The following is a 17,849-nucleotide window of genomic DNA, read 5'->3' on the forward strand; positions in this document are numbered from 1 at the left end:
TGGATGGCACTGTGCTTCAAGAGTCCCACGAGTCCTTCAAGTGCCACGTTTAGTATAGTTCTTAAGATGCCATTGGGACAATTGAGACTAATGGGACTGTGTTTTACGAGTCCTAAAGTACTACACCGAATTAATCCGACGCAAAAACTCCTTCCGGTAAGTCTTGCTTAATCCCAGCAACTTTCCTCCTACTACAATGGTGCCCTCATCCAGTTCGTCTACGTGGTTTATGTTTACGATATGCGAGCGGTGTATACGCTGAAAACTTGACGATGGGAGCGACATCTCCAAGTTCTTCATTGGCATCGTAAGCAAATAATTACCATCTGTAGTTACAATGTTGCAATAATTGCGCTCGGCTTCTATATATAATATGGTTTCAAGCATAATTTTAACCTTTCTGTCTTTGTGCAGTACAAAAATTCGATCGGTAAGCGGTGTGCCATCAGGTTCATTTACCTCTATGGCATCTACCGTGTTTTCAGCCATTCTACTTATGGTCAGTTCTAGGGTTCGTTTTAAATCAATTTTTTTAAAAGGCTTTGTTAAAAAAGCGTACGGTTTGGTGTCTTTAGCACGTTGAAAGGTTTCCTCATCAGCATTTGCCGTAAGGAAAATAACCGGTATAGGATGCTCCTTAATTAAAAGCGCGGCAAGTTCTACTCCATCCATATCGCCCTTAAGCTGTATGTCAAGCAGCACAATATCAGGATCATTTAATTCCAAATGATTCAGCACTTCTTCCGATCTCGGAATAATTCCCGTTACTTCATATCCCATCTCAATAAGATACATCGATATTTTTGCAGCGATGATCATTTCATCTTCTACAACCAATATTTTAACCGGCTTATCCGCCATATTGTTTCTTTAAATTAAATTGGAAAAAAACTTTTGTTCCATTTACGATCTCTTCGCGCATAGAGCCACTTAGCTGGCGCGTGAGAAGCGATATAAGCTGGCTGCCAAAACCGGTTCCTTTGGTAATTTCACTTTTACCAATTCCATTGTCGGCAACTTCCATATACAAGCTTCCTTCCATGTCTTTTTCTAAATGAATGCGTACATGACCCTTGCGTCCATCGGGAAATCCGTATTTCAAGGTGTTGGTAAGTAGTTCATTTACAATAAGCCCCAGCGGTACGGCTGTGTCAATATCTACATCGAGCTGCTCCATTACGCACTCTACCGTTACGCGGTCATCGGCGCCAAACGAATCAAGGATGCTCTCGCTTAGATTTAAGAAATAATCTTTCATTTCTATAGCACCCAGATTTTTGCCCATGTAGAGCTTCTGATGCACAATGCCTATAGATTGCACTCGGTTTTGTCCTTCCTGCATAGCGTCTTTAATCCCTTTGTCGTCTATCTGTGCCGATTGGAGTTCAAGCAGACTCGATACTACTTCCAGATTGTTTTTAACCCGGTGATGAATCTCTTTAAGCAGAAGTTCATTTTCAGCATTTTTAACCTTCAGCAATATGTTGTTTTTGGTACGAATACGGTATAGCCGGTAGAGAAAAAATAAGAAACCTGCAAGCAAAAAGGCGACTCCGGCAGTAAGCCATTGCACTTTGTTGCGCTGATTTAATTGCAGCATTTGCGATTCAATTATTCCTTCATTTTTTTCGGTTTCGTATCTGGTACGTAATTCCGAAAGAGCCACGTCGCTTTTTTCCGAAAGGAGACTATCGTGCAATGCTCGTGCTCTTTTTTCGTAATCCCATGCCAATTCATAATTGCCGAGTTTGCCATAGATGGTAGCCGTATGGTTATAGTTTTCTACCAAATTAGATATATCTCCATCCTCTTCTTGCATCTTTATGGTTGCAAGCTGGTAGGGTAGTGCTTCCGCGAAATTTCCGATCAGCAGGTTTGTCTCTCCTAGATTTGCATTGGCAGCAGCCATAGCTCCCGGATAATTGGCTCTCTGCGCAAATTGCAAGCAAGAATCGTATTCAACCAGCGCTTCCTCATATCTGCCCAGTCGTTTATATGCGTTTCCAAGGCAATTTGAAATGTCGGCTAAATTCATCTCACCGAGATTTAAGCGTTTTCCTATTTCGAAGGCTTTCTTGTAATAAGTCAAAGATTCCTCATAATCAGACTTAAACATATAAGCGTCACCCAAAGTTCTATTGGCGTAAAATAATTCCTCATCCAGATTGTTGGCCTCGCAGACTTCCATTCCTTTTAGAGCATACTTTAATGCTTCACTTGCCTGTCTCTGCCCCATTAAATTTTCGGCTACTCTGCCATAAGCACTTGCAATTCCCGGCTTATCTCCAAGCTCTTCCATTATTTTAAGAGCAAATAAATCAGAAGTCATGGCTGCTTCTATGTCACCTTTGCGTTTGCTCACCCAACTTAATTTAAATGCCGTGGTGGCTTGCCCTCTTTTATTATCAATGGCCTTATAGCCTGCCATCGCCTTGTTAAAATAATGTGTAGCACTGTCGAGTTTAAGCAAGTTGGCATACATACGACCATGCATTTCGTAAAAAACGGGTTGGCGAATTTTGTCTTCAGATTTATCGGCAAGAGCAACACCCCGGCCTGTGTAGATTAATGCTTTATTGAGATCTGAACGAAAAGCGATACCGGCCATCTGCTCCAGAATATCGAGTTTTGGAGACGTAGCTGGAGCAGTAGAGTAAATATTTTCCAGGCTGTCTAAAGCGTCTGTTTGGGCGTGAACCTTCGGTGAGAAAAAAAAGCAAAGAACGAATAGTGGGGCTAAAAAAAGAATATTCTTATAGAAATGAGAACTACCTCGTTTCAGCGTTTTTTTTATCAACATGTGGTTCATGATCGAAGGTGATAAAGTCATTTCTTCCTGCCGTGTAAGATAGTAAAAATCAATAAAATATTAACTTTTTTTCAAAAGGCGAATCGCTTCCTTAAAGCACTGATATTAAATTGACTATACGGTAATATTGTGAATGCCCATTTTTATTCATCTCCATTCAACGCCCTTCGGACGACGAAAAACCATTTTCGGACAATGAAACCAATCCCACGGTCAAATGATACCGTTTGCCAATAGCGTTGCAAATACCTTTAGAAAAAAACTCGAAGAAAAAGCAAATTTTCAATAACGGTATTATAACCAAGTCAAAATGAAAACAACCGGAATTTTAACTATCGCCGCCGTAGCAATTCTTCTTATCGCATTCGTTACGAGCGGTTGCAAACAAGATATTATCGACAAAAGCAATCAAATGGATGCAGATTTAAAAATGTACGCAACAGCATGGGACGATTTAATGCATAAAAGCGAAATTGATCAAATGGAAGCGAATCATTTTACGAAAGATATTACTTTCATTGGCGACCCCGAAAATGTGGTGGGACTAGCGATTTTTGAAGTTTATTACAAAAATCATCTCACCGGATTTTCGGATATCAACATCACATTCGAAAATGTATTCGGTCAGGGAGATAATATTTCTATAGGCAAAATGGTAGATGTAGAAAGAGTAACGCTTGTAAAATTGAGAGACAGCGAAGTAGCACAGAAGCAGGACTCTATGGACAACAGTGTCTTTATGCAACCGAGTGGACTTACATCTAACCCTGATCGTGTTGCTATAATGGATTCTGCTTACCAGGTTTTTAATGTCGACGATATGACAGATGCTGCCCTTAAATAGTTTAGAATTCTAAAATAAAAATAACTAAAAACCTCGTGAAAATGAAGACAATAGGAATAATCGGTGGATCGGGATTTATTGGAAGCCATGTGACCAAAAAATTTCTGGAAGAAGGATACAAGGTAAAGGTATCTGCAACAGATTTGTCAAACACCGAAAAATACGGTCACCTTAAAAATTTACCAAATGCAGAGAACCTTGAAATTCTTTCACTAAAAGTTGAAAATTCCGAAGAGCTGAAGAATTTTATTGACGGTTGCACAATTCTGGTTCATGGTGGCACACCGTTTCAGCTCGATTTCAAAGATGCCAAAACCGAATTGTTCGACCCCACTATAGAAGGAACTAAAAACTTACTGAGAATAATAAATGAGACTATGGGAATAGAAAAAGTAGTTTTTGTAGCCTCCGTGGCAGCCTTTAATACCAATTTCCCTTTGCCTGCCGGTGGTATGGATGTTTACGAAAGCTTTGATGAAAATACACCTGCGTTTATAAGTAAAGAGAGCCATCCGTATGCACAAGCAAAGTATTTGGCCAATAAAACGGTAGAGGCATTTATAGAAGATCACAAAAACCTTCCATTTGAAATTACATCGGTTTCGCCGGTTTTGGTCATGGGAAATTCTTTGTCAAAACGGGAAGATTCGACATCTACAGCCCTCCAGTTTTTGATAAAAAACCATATTGCGCCTAATGATTTTATCCAGGGAATGTATGACAGCGATATGGCCCTGTCTATTGTAGATGTAGAAGATGTAGCCGATGCAATATATAAGGCTGCCAACACCAATGGCATTCACGGCAAGAACTATTTGCTGGTAAGCGAAACTTATCCAGTTTCGGATGTGCGGTCAATGCTCAATAAGCTGAAACCAAAAAACAATCCGCGTATCGTTTATCAAAACGAATTGGCCAAAACTGATCTAAAAGTTCGGTTTAAACCAGTAATGGAAACTTTGAATAATTACGCCACTTAAAATGAAATATAAACAATTCAATTATTAACTATTAAATCTCAAAAATCATGAAAACGATTAAATTAGTAACACTGGCTCTTTTAGCCACTTGTATGATCTCGTGGAACAATGCTACTGCACAAGATGGTAATTTCTACACCGTAACCACCTGGAAAATGGAAGTGCCCGAAGGCGGCAGTAGAGCCGAAATGAATGCACTGCTCGAAGAATTTGGTGAAAAGATAGTGAAGAAAAACACCAAGGTAATTAGCCAAAAGGTTATGCATCACGTTTCGGGTAGCGATTTGCGTGATGTCGTTGTAATTTCTGAATACGCCAGCTGGAATGATATAGATGCAGCGGGAACTATGCAAGATGAATTGGTTATGAAAGCATGGCCTGATGAGAAAGCCCGCGACGCGTGGATGGAGTCATTTATGAAATATGTGGTTACACATTCTGATGAAATTTATCAGGAGTATCCCAAGATGACCAAATAAAAAGTTTTTCTTTTAAAATAGTGTTAGGAAAAGGTGGGAGGCTCGGGTGGTGCCTTCTGCCTTTTTTTGTCATTCTCAATTATTTTTATCCATGTATCAGTGGCATTTATCCGCAGCAGACTAAGCCGCCTTTCGGCGCAGTAATAAAAATGCGTACACGGTATGTAATTTTAAATCTCAAAGTGGCCGCGAGATATTTTCCGGTAAGTAATCACGCTCTTTCGGGTTCTTATTTGATTCTTTCGTCCTTAAAATTATAAGATTATTGGGATTAAAAATTAGCTTTACTAACTGAACGAATAACCGCGAACCTGATTAATATGGGCATGACCACAAACCTACTGGCAATTGAATCATGTACATATCTAATTGGTGGTATTGCCGAGTTTGGAAAAGTATCGGTTTTTGTTCAGTTGAGCTTTAACAGTTTGCGTGCTACTCAAAATCATAAACAGCCAATATGAAAAAAATACTGAGTTTAATCTTTTGCTTCTCACTAATATTTGCCGTAAAGGCACAAAACCCAACTATAGACAGCCTAAAAAATGAACTTGCGAAAGCTCCTACCGAGAAGAAGCGGATTGATATTTCTAATGAATTGATTCAACCCACCGGCGAAATAAATTTAAACTCTGCCATAGTTCTCGGCAATAAAATGATTCTGGAATCGCGGAAGATAAAGTACAAATGGGGTGAGGCCAATGCTTTAACCAACACTTCTGGTGTATTGATGATGAAAGGAGATTTTGAACAAGTGAAGAAGAATCTCGATAAGGCCGAAGGCTTGTTTACAGCCTTAAATGACACAAGCAGCCTTTCGCTAATATACGGCTCAAAAGGCCAAATGTATGGAATGCAAAGCCAATACGATTCGGCCAATTGTTATTATTTTAAGGCGGTGGCTATTCAGGAGGCTGAAGGGACCTCGGCAAATTTGGGTCGAAATTATGGGAATATTGCCATTGGATTTTTGATGCAATCAAAATACCAGCAAGCACTTAAATATCAGCAAAAGGGACTCGAAATTGCGCAATCTTTGCACAATACCAGATCTGAAGCCTATATCATGCTCAATATGGGCATAACCTATCAGAGAATGTTAGATGCTAAACGCTCGGAAAAGGCACTTCTTGAGGCTGTAAGACTTGCCAAAGAAACTGGGTTGAAAAATGTGGAGGTTTATGCTTATTCCAATCTCGCATCGCTTTTTAGTACTCTAGAAAACTGGAATGAAACGTATAAATATGCACTTAAAGCAGCCGAAATGGGAAAGGCTACCGGCGATGTGTCCATTGAGGCGGCAAGCTACTCAAAAGCTGCCTTAGCTCTGGCCCACTTAAAGCGATATGACGAGGCAAAGGAACTGGTTGATCGCGGCATGGCTGATGCAGAAGCTTCAGGGCAGCCTTTGATTCTCGCCCAGCTTCACGAGGCTATGGGTAAAACTTTATTGCTTCAGGAAAAATATGAAGAAGCTATTCCGTATTATGAAAAAACACGCGATATATTCGCGCAAACAGATGAATATGACGAGAATATAGGTGCTATATATCAAAATCTCGCTAAGTGCTACGAAGAGACTGCACGTTTTGATGAGGCATTAACGAGTTTTAAAAAATACGCTGCCATTAATGATTCCATAAGGTCGAGAGAGAACGTTCAAAAAGGTACGGAGCAAATGATGACCTACGAATTTGAGAAAACGCAAGAAGCCCAGCGCGCAGACCAAAAACGCAAAGATGCTGTGGCCAAGGCACGTCAGTGGGTATTAGCAATCGTACTCGCGCTTTCGCTAATGCTGGTATTTGTAATTTATCGTGCGCTCCGGTCAAAGAAAAAAAGCAATGCAAAACTCCAGGCGCAAAAAGAAGAAGTTCAAAATGCGCTCTTAAAATTGAAAAGCACCCAATCGCAGCTAATACAAGCCGAAAAGATGGCCAGCCTTGGTGAGCTTACCGCCGGTATTGCACACGAAATTCAGAATCCGCTCAACTTCGTAAATAATTTTAGTGAGGTGAGTAAAGATTTGGTTAAAGAAATGAATGAGGAGATAGACAATGGGAATTATGATTATGCCAAAGAAATTGCTGCCGATCTGGTGTTGAGTCTTGATAAAATAAACCACCACGGCAAGCGGGCAGACGGCATTGTAAAGGGCATGTTGCAGCACAGCCGCGCCAGCAGCGATGTAAAGGAACCTACAAATATCAATACTCTGGCAGACGAATATTTTAGATTGGCGTACCACGGATTGCGTGCAAAGGATAAATCGTTTAATGCAACGCTCGAAACAAATTTTGACAAAACAATTGGAACAGTTGATATCGCTCGTCAAGATATCGGACGGGTGGTTTTAAACCTTATTACAAACGCTTTTTACGCCGTTGGCGCGAAAAAAATCCTTCTTGATCGGTCACTACCTTCAGAAGCTCATCCTTACCAACCCACAGTAATCGTAAGCACAAAAAAGCTTGCTGATGGGATAGAGATAAGAATACACGACAATGGAAACGGTATTCCGGATGGTGTTAAAGACAAAATTTTTCAACCATTTTTTACCACCAAACCTACAGGCGAGGGAACCGGATTGGGCTTGAGCTTAAGCTACGATATCGTGAAAAAGTATGGAGGAGAGCTCACAATGGAAACAAAAGAAGGCAAAGGAACGACTTTCATCATTTTCATGCCTGGTAATGGAGTTTAAATTGTTATACAATGCTAGATGAAGTAAATATTAGGATTTATAAGAATGCGATATGACTGAAAGGTTAAAAAATAGCGTGGTTCAAATTATTATCCCCTTATGGTTAGGGGTCTTCGCAATTTCGTGTGGCTCAAATGGTGACGACCAAACCGGCATTTTAGAACGTCAGGATACGCTAATTCCTTCACAAAAAATACCGGCTGGAAAGCCCGTTATTTACGATATTTCATTAGCGGAAGCACCACCCGAAATCATACAGCTATCTCAAAAACCCGCTCCGGTGGAGATTGATGCCGGCTTTTATGTGAATATGCAAAATTTCAATACCCGGCAGGGTCTGGCTTTGAGTAGCATCCTTTCAGCACATAAAGATCATTTTGGTAATTTGTGGTTTGGCACCGCGGGCAATGGGGTGAGCAGATACAGTGGAACGGGGTTTACTAATTTTTCGTCGGCTCACGGGCTCATTCACAATCTAATACAAACAATTGCCGAAGACGCTGAAGGTAATATGTGGTTTGGAACCTATGGCGGTGTAAGCAAGTATGATGGGGCTTCTTTTCACAACTTTACAGTAGATAATGGACTGATTGATAATGACGTAGTAAAAATATTTTCTGATTCTCAAGGAAGAGTATGGATGGGTACTGCGAAGGGGCTATGCCGATACAATCCCGAATACAAATCGCGTGGAGAAGCAGAGTTTATGTGTTATGAAGGAGAAAGCGAAGGATTAAATAAGGAGGTAAGAGATATAATTGAAGACCACGAAGGACAAATTTGGGTAGCTGGCGAAAATGGAGTGTGGAGACTGAATGGAGATAAGCTCAATGCAAAAAGTTCTTTTACAGATTTCACAGAAAAAATTGGAATAAAAAACTCCAACGCAACGGCTCTTGCAGTAGATAGCACGGGAGTAATTTGGGTGGGTTCAACCGATTCAATCTATAGATTCGAGCCTGCTTCTCCCGAAAAGAAATTTGAGCCTATTTCAATCCCTGAGTCGGGCAATCGATCTGTAAATTGCATCACCGTAGATTCAAGAGGAATGGTGTGGGTAGGAACAAAAGGAGGCGTGGCCAGATATAATCCGGAGAATGATAACTTCATAGTGCTTACCAAAGAACAAGGCCTTTCATTTAACAGAGTAAACAGCATTACCGAAGATGAGTCTGGCAGCCTTTGGTTTGGAACTTATGGAGGTGGTGTACACAGATACGACGGCGAGAGTGTGATCGAATACTCAGCTGAACAGGGTATGCCGGGCAATGCCGTTTATGCTACTTCGCGCGATGTCGATGGGGATATGTGGTTTGCACCGTCAGGGTCGGGAATCGTAAAGTTTATAGAAAGAGATAATTCGCCTTATCGCGGCACTTATATTTCTTATACCCGCAATCAGGGGCTCTTAAGCGACACGTATTATGCTGTTGCTAAAAATAGCAAAGGAGATATGTATTTTGGCTGCTATACCGGCATTACAAAGTTTGAAGACGATGAAATTATTAATTACACCGTAAAAAACGGATTGCCAAATTCCAATATTACAGCGCTTTATTGCGATAAGGCAGATAGGCTTTGGATAGGGTCTTTTGATGGTGGTGTGAGCATTTTTGACGGTGAGTCTTTTCAGAAACTCACTACAGAACAGGGTCTTATTCACAATACGGTATGGGCTATAACCGAAGATAGTGAAGGAATAATATGGATTGCAACCCGTGGTGGTCTTAGCAGATATGATGGCAACAGTTTTATGAATTTCACAAAGGATCAGGGAATGGCTGACACCAAACTATCTGATGTGATACAAGATGATAATGGGAATATTTTGATTGGTACCTGGGGTGGTGGAATGTCTATCATTAAAAAGGAACGGGTGATGGAATTGATGCGGGGAGATGGGGATTATGCAGAGCCGATTTTTACGAATTTCTCTACCACAGATGGGTTGGCAAACGATGTAGTGTACCAAATAGTGGAAGATGAGAGTGGGAATATTATTATTGGCACCAATGTGGGGTTTACCATTTTAAGAGGAGGAGTAAAGCTGGAAGATAATCAACTGGTTAAAGATGTGATTGAAAATTACAATGAAAACACAGATTATCCCATAAAAGACATTAGCAATAACAACAGCATTCATACAGGTGAGCCCGGAATTATCTGGGCCGGAACGGGCGATAAAGTTGTGCGCTTTGACTATAAAAATTTTCGCGGAAGCAAGAAGCCGCCCCAGGTAATTTTAGAACGTATAAAGCTAAATAATGAGCCGATTAGCTGGCGCAGTCTGGAATGGGCGAAAAAGAATAACTCAAAAATCCCATTCGTGAAAAGTGGTACACCGGCATACGTTACTGACGAGCTACTAACTTTTAATAAGAAAATAGCTACAAGTGCATTAAATACAATGATTGATAAATACAGCGATGTTCGTTTTGATAGCATTCAGCCATTTTATGCCATACCGGTAAATCTGAAATTGCCCTATTCTAACAATACTATTAATTTTGATTTTACTGAAGTAGAAACCACCAGACCAGGGTTGATACAGTATCAATATATGCTGGAAGGGTATGATAGCGATTGGGGCGCTATAACTGAAGCTGGAACTGCCACTTATGGAAATATGCACGAAGGTGAATATTTATTTATGGTTAAAGCCAGAAATCCTGCCGGTGTGTGGAGTCGTCCGCTTGAGTACAGATTTGAAATTATGCCGCCATGGTACCGCTCCTGGTATGCATATGCGCTGTATTTATTCTTGTTTTTATTGTTGCTGTACTTTATAGATTACATTCAGCGCAAGCGTGTTTTGTACATAGAACGCCAAAAAGGTATGCAAAGGGAACTCTTACATGCACGTGAAATTAAACAGGCTTTTACTGAGCTGAAAGCGACACAAGAGCAGCTTATACATTCAGAAAAAATGGCGTCTCTGGGGCAGCTTACTGCCGGTATTGCGCATGAAATCCAGAATCCGCTAAATTTTGTGACCAATTTTAGCGAAGTGAGCAACGAGATGCTCGAAGAGATGAAAGAAGAGATTGCCAACGGAAACTACGCCGATGTGGTAGATATTGTGGCGGATGTACAACAAAATATTGAAAAAATTAAATTCCATGGTCAGCGCGCCGATGCCATTGTGAAAGGTATGTTGCAACACAGCCGAACAAATTCCGGTTCAGCCGAGTTGGTAGATATCAATGCGCTAGTCGATGAGTTTTTTCACCTCGCTTATCACGGACTCAGAGCAAAAGATAAATCGTTCAATGCCAGGTTGGAATCTAATTTTGATGAAAATATGGGGAAAATTGAAAGTGTACCTCAAGACATTGGCCGGGTAGTTTTAAACTTAATTACCAATGCCTTTTATGCCTGCAATGAAAAACGGAAAATGCTACTCGCACAAAAACAGGAGGGAAATTTGCCTGCAGATTCGCCGCCTTTTGAACCGATGGTAAAAGTTGGAACTAAAAGATTGCGAAATACAGTAGAGATTATAGTAAGAGACAACGGCAATGGTATTCCAAAACAAATCAGAGAAAAAATATTTCAGCCGTTTTTTACCACCAAACCGTCTGGAGAAGGCACCGGCCTTGGGCTGTCGCTTAGTTACGACATTGTTAAGCTGCACAGGGGCGAACTGACGGTAGATACTGAAGAAGGAAAATTTACAGAGTTTAAAATAATATTACCAATTCATACATCATGAAAATACTTGTAGTTGATGACGAACGAGATGTACAATTTCTGTTCGAACAAAAGTTTAGAAAAGAAATACGTAGCGGATTTCACAATTTTATCTTTGCCTTTTCGGGCGAAGAGGCGCTCAAAGAATTGGAAGCCATGCCACGAGAGGAGCTATTGATTCTTTCTGATATCAATATGCCGGGAATGAGCGGGCTCGACTTACTTGAAAAAGTTAAAGATAAGTACCGTACACCACCACCTTGTGTAATGATGATTACTGCTTATAGCGATGAGCATAACCGCAAGGAGGCAAATAGACTGGGAGCTGATGATTTTTTGACAAAACCGGTAGACTTCGTGAGTCTGAAAGAAAAGCTGGAAACGCTCAATTTGTGAAAGATCCGAAATAAGATCATAAAAAAAGAAGCTGCCACAGATGCACAGCTAAAAGCACTGAGAAAATGGACTGTTATTTATTCTTTCTGAACGCGGAACCTATAATTTATATGATGGTCAATTGTTGTCCATATCGTCTAAAAGATCATCTAATGAAATAGAGTTTGCTTTTTTCTCATCGTCGGTCATCGCTTTATAATCATCCATTTCCTGCTCAAGTTTTTTAAGCTCTTCCTGAATATCTTCTTCTTCGTAACCTGCGAAGGTCATTTCAAAAAGGCAATGGGCGATAATCTCCAATTCAGAAAAATCGGCTAAAGTCTCATTCGTAATATCCATCCCGAGCCATTTGCGCCACGGTTCAAATTCTATTGCCTGCGGAAAGGTCTCTTCCTCGTCTTCGGGATTTTTGTACTTCCCCGATACACTCACATATTCGGCACCGTCAAAATCGTCTTTTTGATGTTCTACCTCAATCGATAAATTAGATTCTTCGGCAGCCATAAACTTCAGCTTTTCATAAACATCTTCATAAGACTCAAGGCTTTCTTTCTGATCGGGGTAAAGGTTTTCAAGAATAGCAGCTACACTTAGCCATGAATTCGATTGTATCAATTGTTTTAAATTCATCATTGATGGTATTAATGCCTTAACTTCATTGATGTATTTCTTCTGCACATCAGTTCTCTCAAAAATATGAAAATTATTGGCAAAAGAAGGGATAGCATTAGAATCATTTTAGCACCTGAATAATCTGCTCTTGGTTCGGTAGACGAATATTGAAGAATGAATATTTCACTTTCGTATTCATATAAAATGGTATTTTATGCTCGGGTTCTCTTCATTTATTTAACTTTAAAATTCAAAGCCAAATAGCAAATGAATTTTCAAATAACCGGTACTTATACAGATCTCTATCAATTGGCAATGGGCCAGGCTTATTACCGGGATGGCTCGCATAAAATGCCTGCTACCTTCGATTATTTTTTTCGTAAACTTCCTTTTCACAATGGATATGTTGTATTTGCCGGTCTTGCCGATGTGCTTGATATGCTTGAGTCTCTAAGGTTCACTTCAGAAGATATTGATTATTTGGGTAAACAAGGTTTTAATGCCGACTATCTGGAAATGCTTCGCAATTTTCGGTTTAGAGGTACAATTCACGCGCCACGCGAAGGAGATGTGATTTTTCCCGCAGCCCCCGTTCTTCGGGTTGAAGGCACTATGCTTGAAGTGCAATTGGTAGAAACCCTCATTTTGAATACTCTGAATTTTCAATCGCTTATCGCCACCAAGGCGGCTCGAATCCGCATGGTGGCAGGAGATAGTGTTTTAAGCGATTTCGGATTGAGACGCGCCCAGGGTTTTGGAGCCATAACTGCCTCGCGCGCTGCTGTAATTGGTGGATTTGATTCTACGAGCAATGTTTATGCTGCCGAAAAGTATGGTTTGAAAGCCGAGGGCACAATGGCGCATTCATTTATCCAGCTGTATGGTGATGAGCTTCAGGCGTTTCGAAAATTCGCGGAAGCGCGCCCCAAGAATTCAGTTTTTCTCGTCGATACCTACAATACGCTGCAAAGTGGCGTGCCTAATGCGATAAAAGTGGCTAAGGAAATGGAAGAGCGGGGCGAACGGCTTAAGGCAATCCGGCTTGATAGTGGAGACTTGTCTTTCCTGGCTCAACGGGCAAGAGCTATGCTCGATAAGGCCGGGCTGGAATACGTGAAAATTGCTGCCTCAAACCAGCTAGATGAATTCGTAGTGCGAAGTCTTCGCCAGCAAAATGCACCGATTGATATTTTTGGGGTTGGTACAAATCTTATTACCGGCCACCCCGACGGTGCACTTGATGGAGTTTACAAGCTTGTTGAAGCCGATGGAAAACCGCGAATAAAAGTCTCTGAAAATATTCAAAAAGTTACCCTTCCGGGAAATAAGCAGGTGCATAGGCTCTTGAATGAAGATGGATCCTTTTTTGGCGTTGATGCTCTTTCACTTTCCGCTGAGGGAGTTCCCACACATATCATAAATCCGCATGAAGCGCATAAAACCATGCAATGTGCCGGAATTAACTCCGAGCCATTACTGAAACTTGTAATGAAAAACGGGGAAGCCATAAACCGGATAGATTCCATAGCTGAAATTAAGAACTATGCATCACAAAGGCTCTCCATGCTGCCGCCTGAATATAAGCGATTTGAAAACCCGCATGTGTACAAAGTGGGAATATCTGAAGGTATAAAAGCGATGCGGGATGAATTGCTTAAAAAACATGCTTTCTGATACTTAAGTGATTTGTGAGACCTCAAAGGTTTTTCCAACCTTTGGGGTCTGAATTCAATCCAAATTTAGCATATCTATGACAATACAAAAGGCTGTAATAGCCTATTTTTCATGCGTGTCTGTTTTTAAAGTATTACTCATAAGTGTTTATTTTATGGTATTTGTGAGGACTTCGTCGTTCAAGAGATCATTTCGCTAAGTTGCATATTGTCAATTGCTTATTGCAAATTGCCCGTTGCCCGTTGCCTATTAAAATTTATTCCTTAACCCCGCTATACAACCTATACCCCGAAAATCGACAAGGAATTTTTCCATTCATCAAATGATGGGTATCAAAAGTGCGCAAACCAATTCGTTTCATTGCCTCTACATGGCCTGAAAGAATCCAGGCTTTGCGGCCGGCGTAGGCTTCTTTTAAACGGTCGCCAATATCGGAATACAGCTTTTCAATATCGTCAACCTTAATGCGCTCGTCGTAAGGCGGATTCATCACTAAAATCGCCGGTGGTTTTGGCGGTTCTTCTTTAAAGAAGTTTCCTATTTTAAAATCAATGGCGTCTTCAAGACCAGCGTCTTTTGCAGCTTGTCTTGCCAAATTAAGCGCGAAAAAGTCAGTATCCATCCCTATCACGTTAATCGTTTCTTCACGCAGTCGGTTTACAGTAGCTTCGCGAATAACGCCAAATAGCTCTTCGTCAAAGTCTTTCCAATGCATAAACGCAAAATTGTCGCGCATAAGCCCTGGAGCAATGCGGTGGGCTATCATAGCAGCTTCTATACAAAGCGTTCCGCTACCGCACATGGCGTCAATTAAATCTGTTTTGCCATCATAGCCGGCTATTAGGAGCATTCCTGCAGCCAGGCATTCATTAAGTGGAGCAAGGGCCTCGCGTTGGCGGTATCCCCGCTTGTTAAGCGGATCGCCCGAACTATCGAGAGAGATGGTTACATCATCATTCCAAATCTTTACGTGGATTACGATATCCGGCTCGCGGCTGTCAACGCTTGGTCGCTTATCATATTTATCGCGGAAAAAATCGGCTATTGCATCCTTACATTTTAAAGCAACATAGTGGCTATGCGTAAAAACAGGGCCGCTGGTAGTGGTGCGAATCAAAAAGGTTTTGTCAATATCAAAAAGCTCATCCCAGGCTATAGATTTTACCTGATTGTAAAGTACATCTTCATCTTCGGCTCTAAACCGCTTGATAGGTTTAAGCAAACGCAAGGCAGTGCGAAGACGCAGGTTGGCTTTGTAAACCAAATCTTGATCGGCGGTGAAAAATACGGCTCGCTTGCCTACGCGAACATCATTGCCACCTATTGAACGCAGCTCGGTTGCGAGCACTTCCTCAAGTCCTTGAAGGGTAGAAGCAACCATCGCAAAACGCGGCTCTTCTTTTTTGACTTTTTTTCGACTATCCGCCGGCTTTCTTTGCTCCATATCCTTTTTTTTGTAAAAATTCTACTATTTTATCGCGGTGATCGCCCTGGATAAGTATTTCTCCATCCTTTGCAGAGCCACCCACACCACATAAACTTTTTAAATCGCTCGCCAAAGATTTTAAATCGTCGTTAGAACCTACAAAACCTTGAACGAGACTTACCACTTTTCCTCCGCGCTGCTTTTTATCAATCCAAACTTTTATATTTTGTTGCGCAGCGGGCAGGGTTTCTTGCTCATCACCACTGTTGGTGCTATAAGCAAAATCTGGGTTTGTGCTGTAAACTACGTTTATTTTCTTCTTTTTAGCCATTTGGGTTCTTGGTTTTTGGTTCTTTGTTTTTAGACGTGTGATTTTTAGTCTTTAAGCGCTTGCCAAAGAGTACTAAAAATTTATTTGTTAAAAGTGGTCTAATATTTAAGTTATTTAATTTACATTTTTTTTAATCACCAATCACCAATCACCAATCACCAATCACCAATCACCAATCACCAATCACCAATCACCAATCACAATTAACTGCTCCTCTCAATAATCTGATCTTCATGTCGTTCCAAATGATCATTTAAAAACTCCAGGGTCTGCAAAATGGTAATTCTTCCGGCTCTTGGATGCTTAAAATAAGCTCTTCCAAGCATATCCTTATCAAACTTCTCGAGGAGTAAACCCATTTTCTTCCGGACTTCTAAGTATTCGCTTCTCACTTCAGTGAAATTTGGCTTTTCAGGCATTTCGCCGAGAATAGAAGGCGCTTTAAACTTTTTATTGTAGTTGCGCAAAGCTCTGCTAAGCATAAAAGAGCGGATTTTTGAGCTTATACCACCTTTAGCAACTTCCGCTTTTGGTGACTGAATCTTTTTTTCCAAATACATCAATGTTCCTTTCTCTGATTCTTTCAGGTGGTAAATTATCTGCGCTGCACTCCAGACACCTTTTGGGCTCTGGTGGAGTTTATCATTTGATAAATTTCCTGCGAAATCGAGCGTTCGCTCGAGCAAATTATTCAGTGAATCAAATTCCTTTTGAAGTTTTCCCAGCATATTAGTTTTTATGAATATGAAATTTTCGAATTTGCCAGGACCAGCTTCTGGCAGCGAGAGCGAGTATAACAGGAACAACCGCCGCATGAAAATCTTGCGGAATGGCTATCCAGAATATTAGGATTGCAAACATAATGATGGCGTGAACCTTAAAAAACCGGCTGTTTGGCTTTTTGCGTATGAGTAAAATAGCTCCCCAAATCCATGTCGGCAAGGCCCAGAGCATATTGAAATTCCACTTCGTAGCAGTATGGTCGGTAGCAAACCAGAGTAAGCCGATAAAGATGCCGAGAATTCCAATAGTCATGAAGAACACAATATCAAACCAGCGCAGGAATTTCGGATTGATAAAAAAGCTGGTCACCACAGAAAAGGCAAACAAGAGCCAGAAAATCCATAAAATCCCAGATGAATTTGTTTTCGTTAGGGCCTCATTTTCGGCCAATACCAAATTTGTTTGCGAAACCAGCGGCTCTCGCTGGCCGTTGTTGATCACTTCTGCCTGACCGATATGGCTCATCAAATAATCCGGAAGAAACATTTTCTCGCGCCAGCTCGCCACCTTATCAGTCGGAGCACCAAGTGCCAGGTCTATTCCAAAGTCACTCCACTTAAGGTCTGTGAGATATAAATCAATTAAATTTCTAAAGGTTTGGATACTGTCAGTAGGGTTTTCGGGGTAATGCAACTTATCTCCTAAAAGGTTTTCCAATACATCGCGAATGCGTGTGCTGCAGTTGTCGTAGAAAAAATCGTATTTATAATCACGATTTTCGGGCAAGGCATTGTTTTCCAGAAAAGCATAGAGCTCTTCTTTTTCTGAATCGGTCAAGTTCAGCAATTGCCGTTTTACCCATCGTCCTTCTATTTGATACGTGCGAATGAAACGTTCAAAGCTGGTAACATTTAGCATGTAATTTAGCTTTCCGCGCGCAAATTTTACATAGAAATTTGGGGTGTCAAAATCGAAAGTTCCATAATTGTAAACTCTGTCGAGGCCAGTTGTCCTATCGCTGATGTGCACGGCGCTGTGTCCGAAAGTAGAATATAAATCCTTGCCAGAACCGCAGGTAATCAGCGAAATTTCAGTATTTTCAGTAAGTTGCTGGCTATGAGCATAAATTACGCAGATAAATTGAATAAAAGCGACTAGAAAAAACCTTTTTGCCATTTGGC

The 17,849-nt window shown here is 40.9% G+C and carries 15 protein-coding genes; 8 read left to right on the forward strand and 7 right to left on the reverse strand.

Translation table 11 applies throughout. The features are described from left to right. Positions 1 to 120: 120 nt before the first annotated feature. Both G3O08_RS01415 and G3O08_RS20840 read right to left on the reverse strand, forming a co-directional pair. Positions 121 to 861, reverse strand: a complete 741-nt coding sequence (locus tag G3O08_RS01415; RefSeq protein WP_163282887.1) for a LytR/AlgR family response regulator transcription factor — start codon at positions 859 to 861, stop codon at positions 121 to 123. Then, positions 851 to 2,800, reverse strand: a complete 1,950-nt coding sequence (locus tag G3O08_RS20840) for a tetratricopeptide repeat-containing sensor histidine kinase (protein WP_204336736.1) — start codon at positions 2,798 to 2,800, stop codon at positions 851 to 853. Before G3O08_RS20840 ends, G3O08_RS01415 begins: the two co-directional genes overlap by 11 nt. A gap of 319 nt (positions 2,801 to 3,119) precedes the next feature. Here G3O08_RS20840 and G3O08_RS01425 point away from each other — a divergent pair, with 319 nt between their 5' ends. The 7 genes from G3O08_RS01425 (at position 3,120) to G3O08_RS01455 (ending at position 11,902) form a co-directional block, all read left to right on the forward strand. Further along, a complete protein-coding gene (locus tag G3O08_RS01425) occupies positions 3,120 to 3,653 on the forward strand; it encodes a hypothetical protein (RefSeq protein ID WP_163282888.1) in 534 nt (177 codons plus the stop codon). A gap of 41 nt (positions 3,654 to 3,694) precedes the next feature. Next, positions 3,695 to 4,633, forward strand: coding sequence for an NAD-dependent epimerase/dehydratase family protein (locus G3O08_RS01430; protein ID WP_163282889.1), 939 nt, complete (start codon positions 3,695 to 3,697; stop codon positions 4,631 to 4,633). Between the two features lie 47 nt (positions 4,634 to 4,680). Next, entirely contained in the window at positions 4,681 to 5,112 is a 432-nt protein-coding gene (locus G3O08_RS01435) for a hypothetical protein (RefSeq protein WP_163282890.1), read from the forward strand. 326 nt (positions 5,113 to 5,438) lie between these two features. Next, positions 5,439 to 5,576 (forward strand): hypothetical protein, encoded by a 138-nt coding sequence (locus G3O08_RS01440; RefSeq protein ID WP_163282891.1) that lies wholly within the window; start codon positions 5,439 to 5,441, stop codon positions 5,574 to 5,576. After that, positions 5,573 to 7,816, forward strand: coding sequence for a tetratricopeptide repeat protein (locus G3O08_RS01445; protein ID WP_163282892.1), 2,244 nt, complete (start codon positions 5,573 to 5,575; stop codon positions 7,814 to 7,816). Before G3O08_RS01440 ends, G3O08_RS01445 begins: the two co-directional genes overlap by 4 nt. A gap of 52 nt (positions 7,817 to 7,868) precedes the next feature. Next, positions 7,869 to 11,528: a sensor histidine kinase gene (locus G3O08_RS01450; RefSeq protein WP_163282893.1), complete on the forward strand. Its 3,660-nt coding sequence runs from the start codon at positions 7,869 to 7,871 to the stop codon at positions 11,526 to 11,528. Beyond that, positions 11,525 to 11,902 carry a response regulator gene (locus tag G3O08_RS01455; RefSeq protein WP_163282894.1) on the forward strand — a complete coding sequence of 126 codons (378 nt, stop codon included), beginning with the start codon at positions 11,525 to 11,527 and terminating at the stop codon, positions 11,900 to 11,902. The genes G3O08_RS01450 and G3O08_RS01455 overlap by 4 nt, the downstream gene beginning before the upstream one ends. A gap of 117 nt (positions 11,903 to 12,019) precedes the next feature. Here the strand turns inward: G3O08_RS01455 and G3O08_RS01460 are convergent, their stop codons facing one another. Then, complete coding sequence (locus tag G3O08_RS01460) at positions 12,020 to 12,535, reverse strand: DUF6557 family protein (protein WP_163282895.1); 516 nt, start codon at positions 12,533 to 12,535, stop codon at positions 12,020 to 12,022. Positions 12,536 to 12,781: 246 nt separating this feature from the next. Here G3O08_RS01460 and G3O08_RS01465 point away from each other — a divergent pair, with 246 nt between their 5' ends. Continuing rightward, the gene (locus G3O08_RS01465; RefSeq protein WP_163282896.1) at positions 12,782 to 14,188 is read left to right on the forward strand and encodes a nicotinate phosphoribosyltransferase; all 1,407 of its coding nucleotides are present in this window, start codon (positions 12,782 to 12,784) and stop codon (positions 14,186 to 14,188) included. Between the two features lie 256 nt (positions 14,189 to 14,444). On the opposite strand, the gene G3O08_RS01470 is transcribed toward G3O08_RS01465, so the two are convergent. The 4 genes from G3O08_RS01470 to G3O08_RS01485 all read right to left on the reverse strand — a co-directional run bounded on the left by G3O08_RS01470 (position 14,445) and on the right by G3O08_RS01485 (position 17,844). Beyond that, positions 14,445 to 15,632: a THUMP domain-containing class I SAM-dependent RNA methyltransferase gene (locus G3O08_RS01470; protein WP_163282897.1), complete on the reverse strand. Its 1,188-nt coding sequence runs from the start codon at positions 15,630 to 15,632 to the stop codon at positions 14,445 to 14,447. Continuing rightward, positions 15,607 to 15,945 carry a translation initiation factor gene (locus G3O08_RS01475; RefSeq protein WP_163282898.1) on the reverse strand — a complete coding sequence of 113 codons (339 nt, stop codon included), beginning with the start codon at positions 15,943 to 15,945 and terminating at the stop codon, positions 15,607 to 15,609. Before G3O08_RS01475 ends, G3O08_RS01470 begins: the two co-directional genes overlap by 26 nt. Before the next feature lie 203 nt (positions 15,946 to 16,148). Further along, positions 16,149 to 16,673, reverse strand: a complete 525-nt coding sequence (locus G3O08_RS01480) for a DinB family protein (RefSeq protein WP_163282899.1) — start codon at positions 16,671 to 16,673, stop codon at positions 16,149 to 16,151. 1 nt (position 16,674) lies between these two features. Next, positions 16,675 to 17,844: an Lnb N-terminal periplasmic domain-containing protein gene (locus tag G3O08_RS01485; RefSeq protein WP_163282900.1), complete on the reverse strand. Its 1,170-nt coding sequence runs from the start codon at positions 17,842 to 17,844 to the stop codon at positions 16,675 to 16,677. Between the last annotated feature and the right edge of the window lie 5 nt (positions 17,845 to 17,849).

The sequence above is a fragment of the Cryomorpha ignava genome, assembly GCF_010686655.1.
In the GTDB taxonomy this organism is placed as follows: Bacteria; Bacteroidota; Bacteroidia; order Flavobacteriales_D; family Cryomorphaceae; genus Cryomorpha; species Cryomorpha ignava.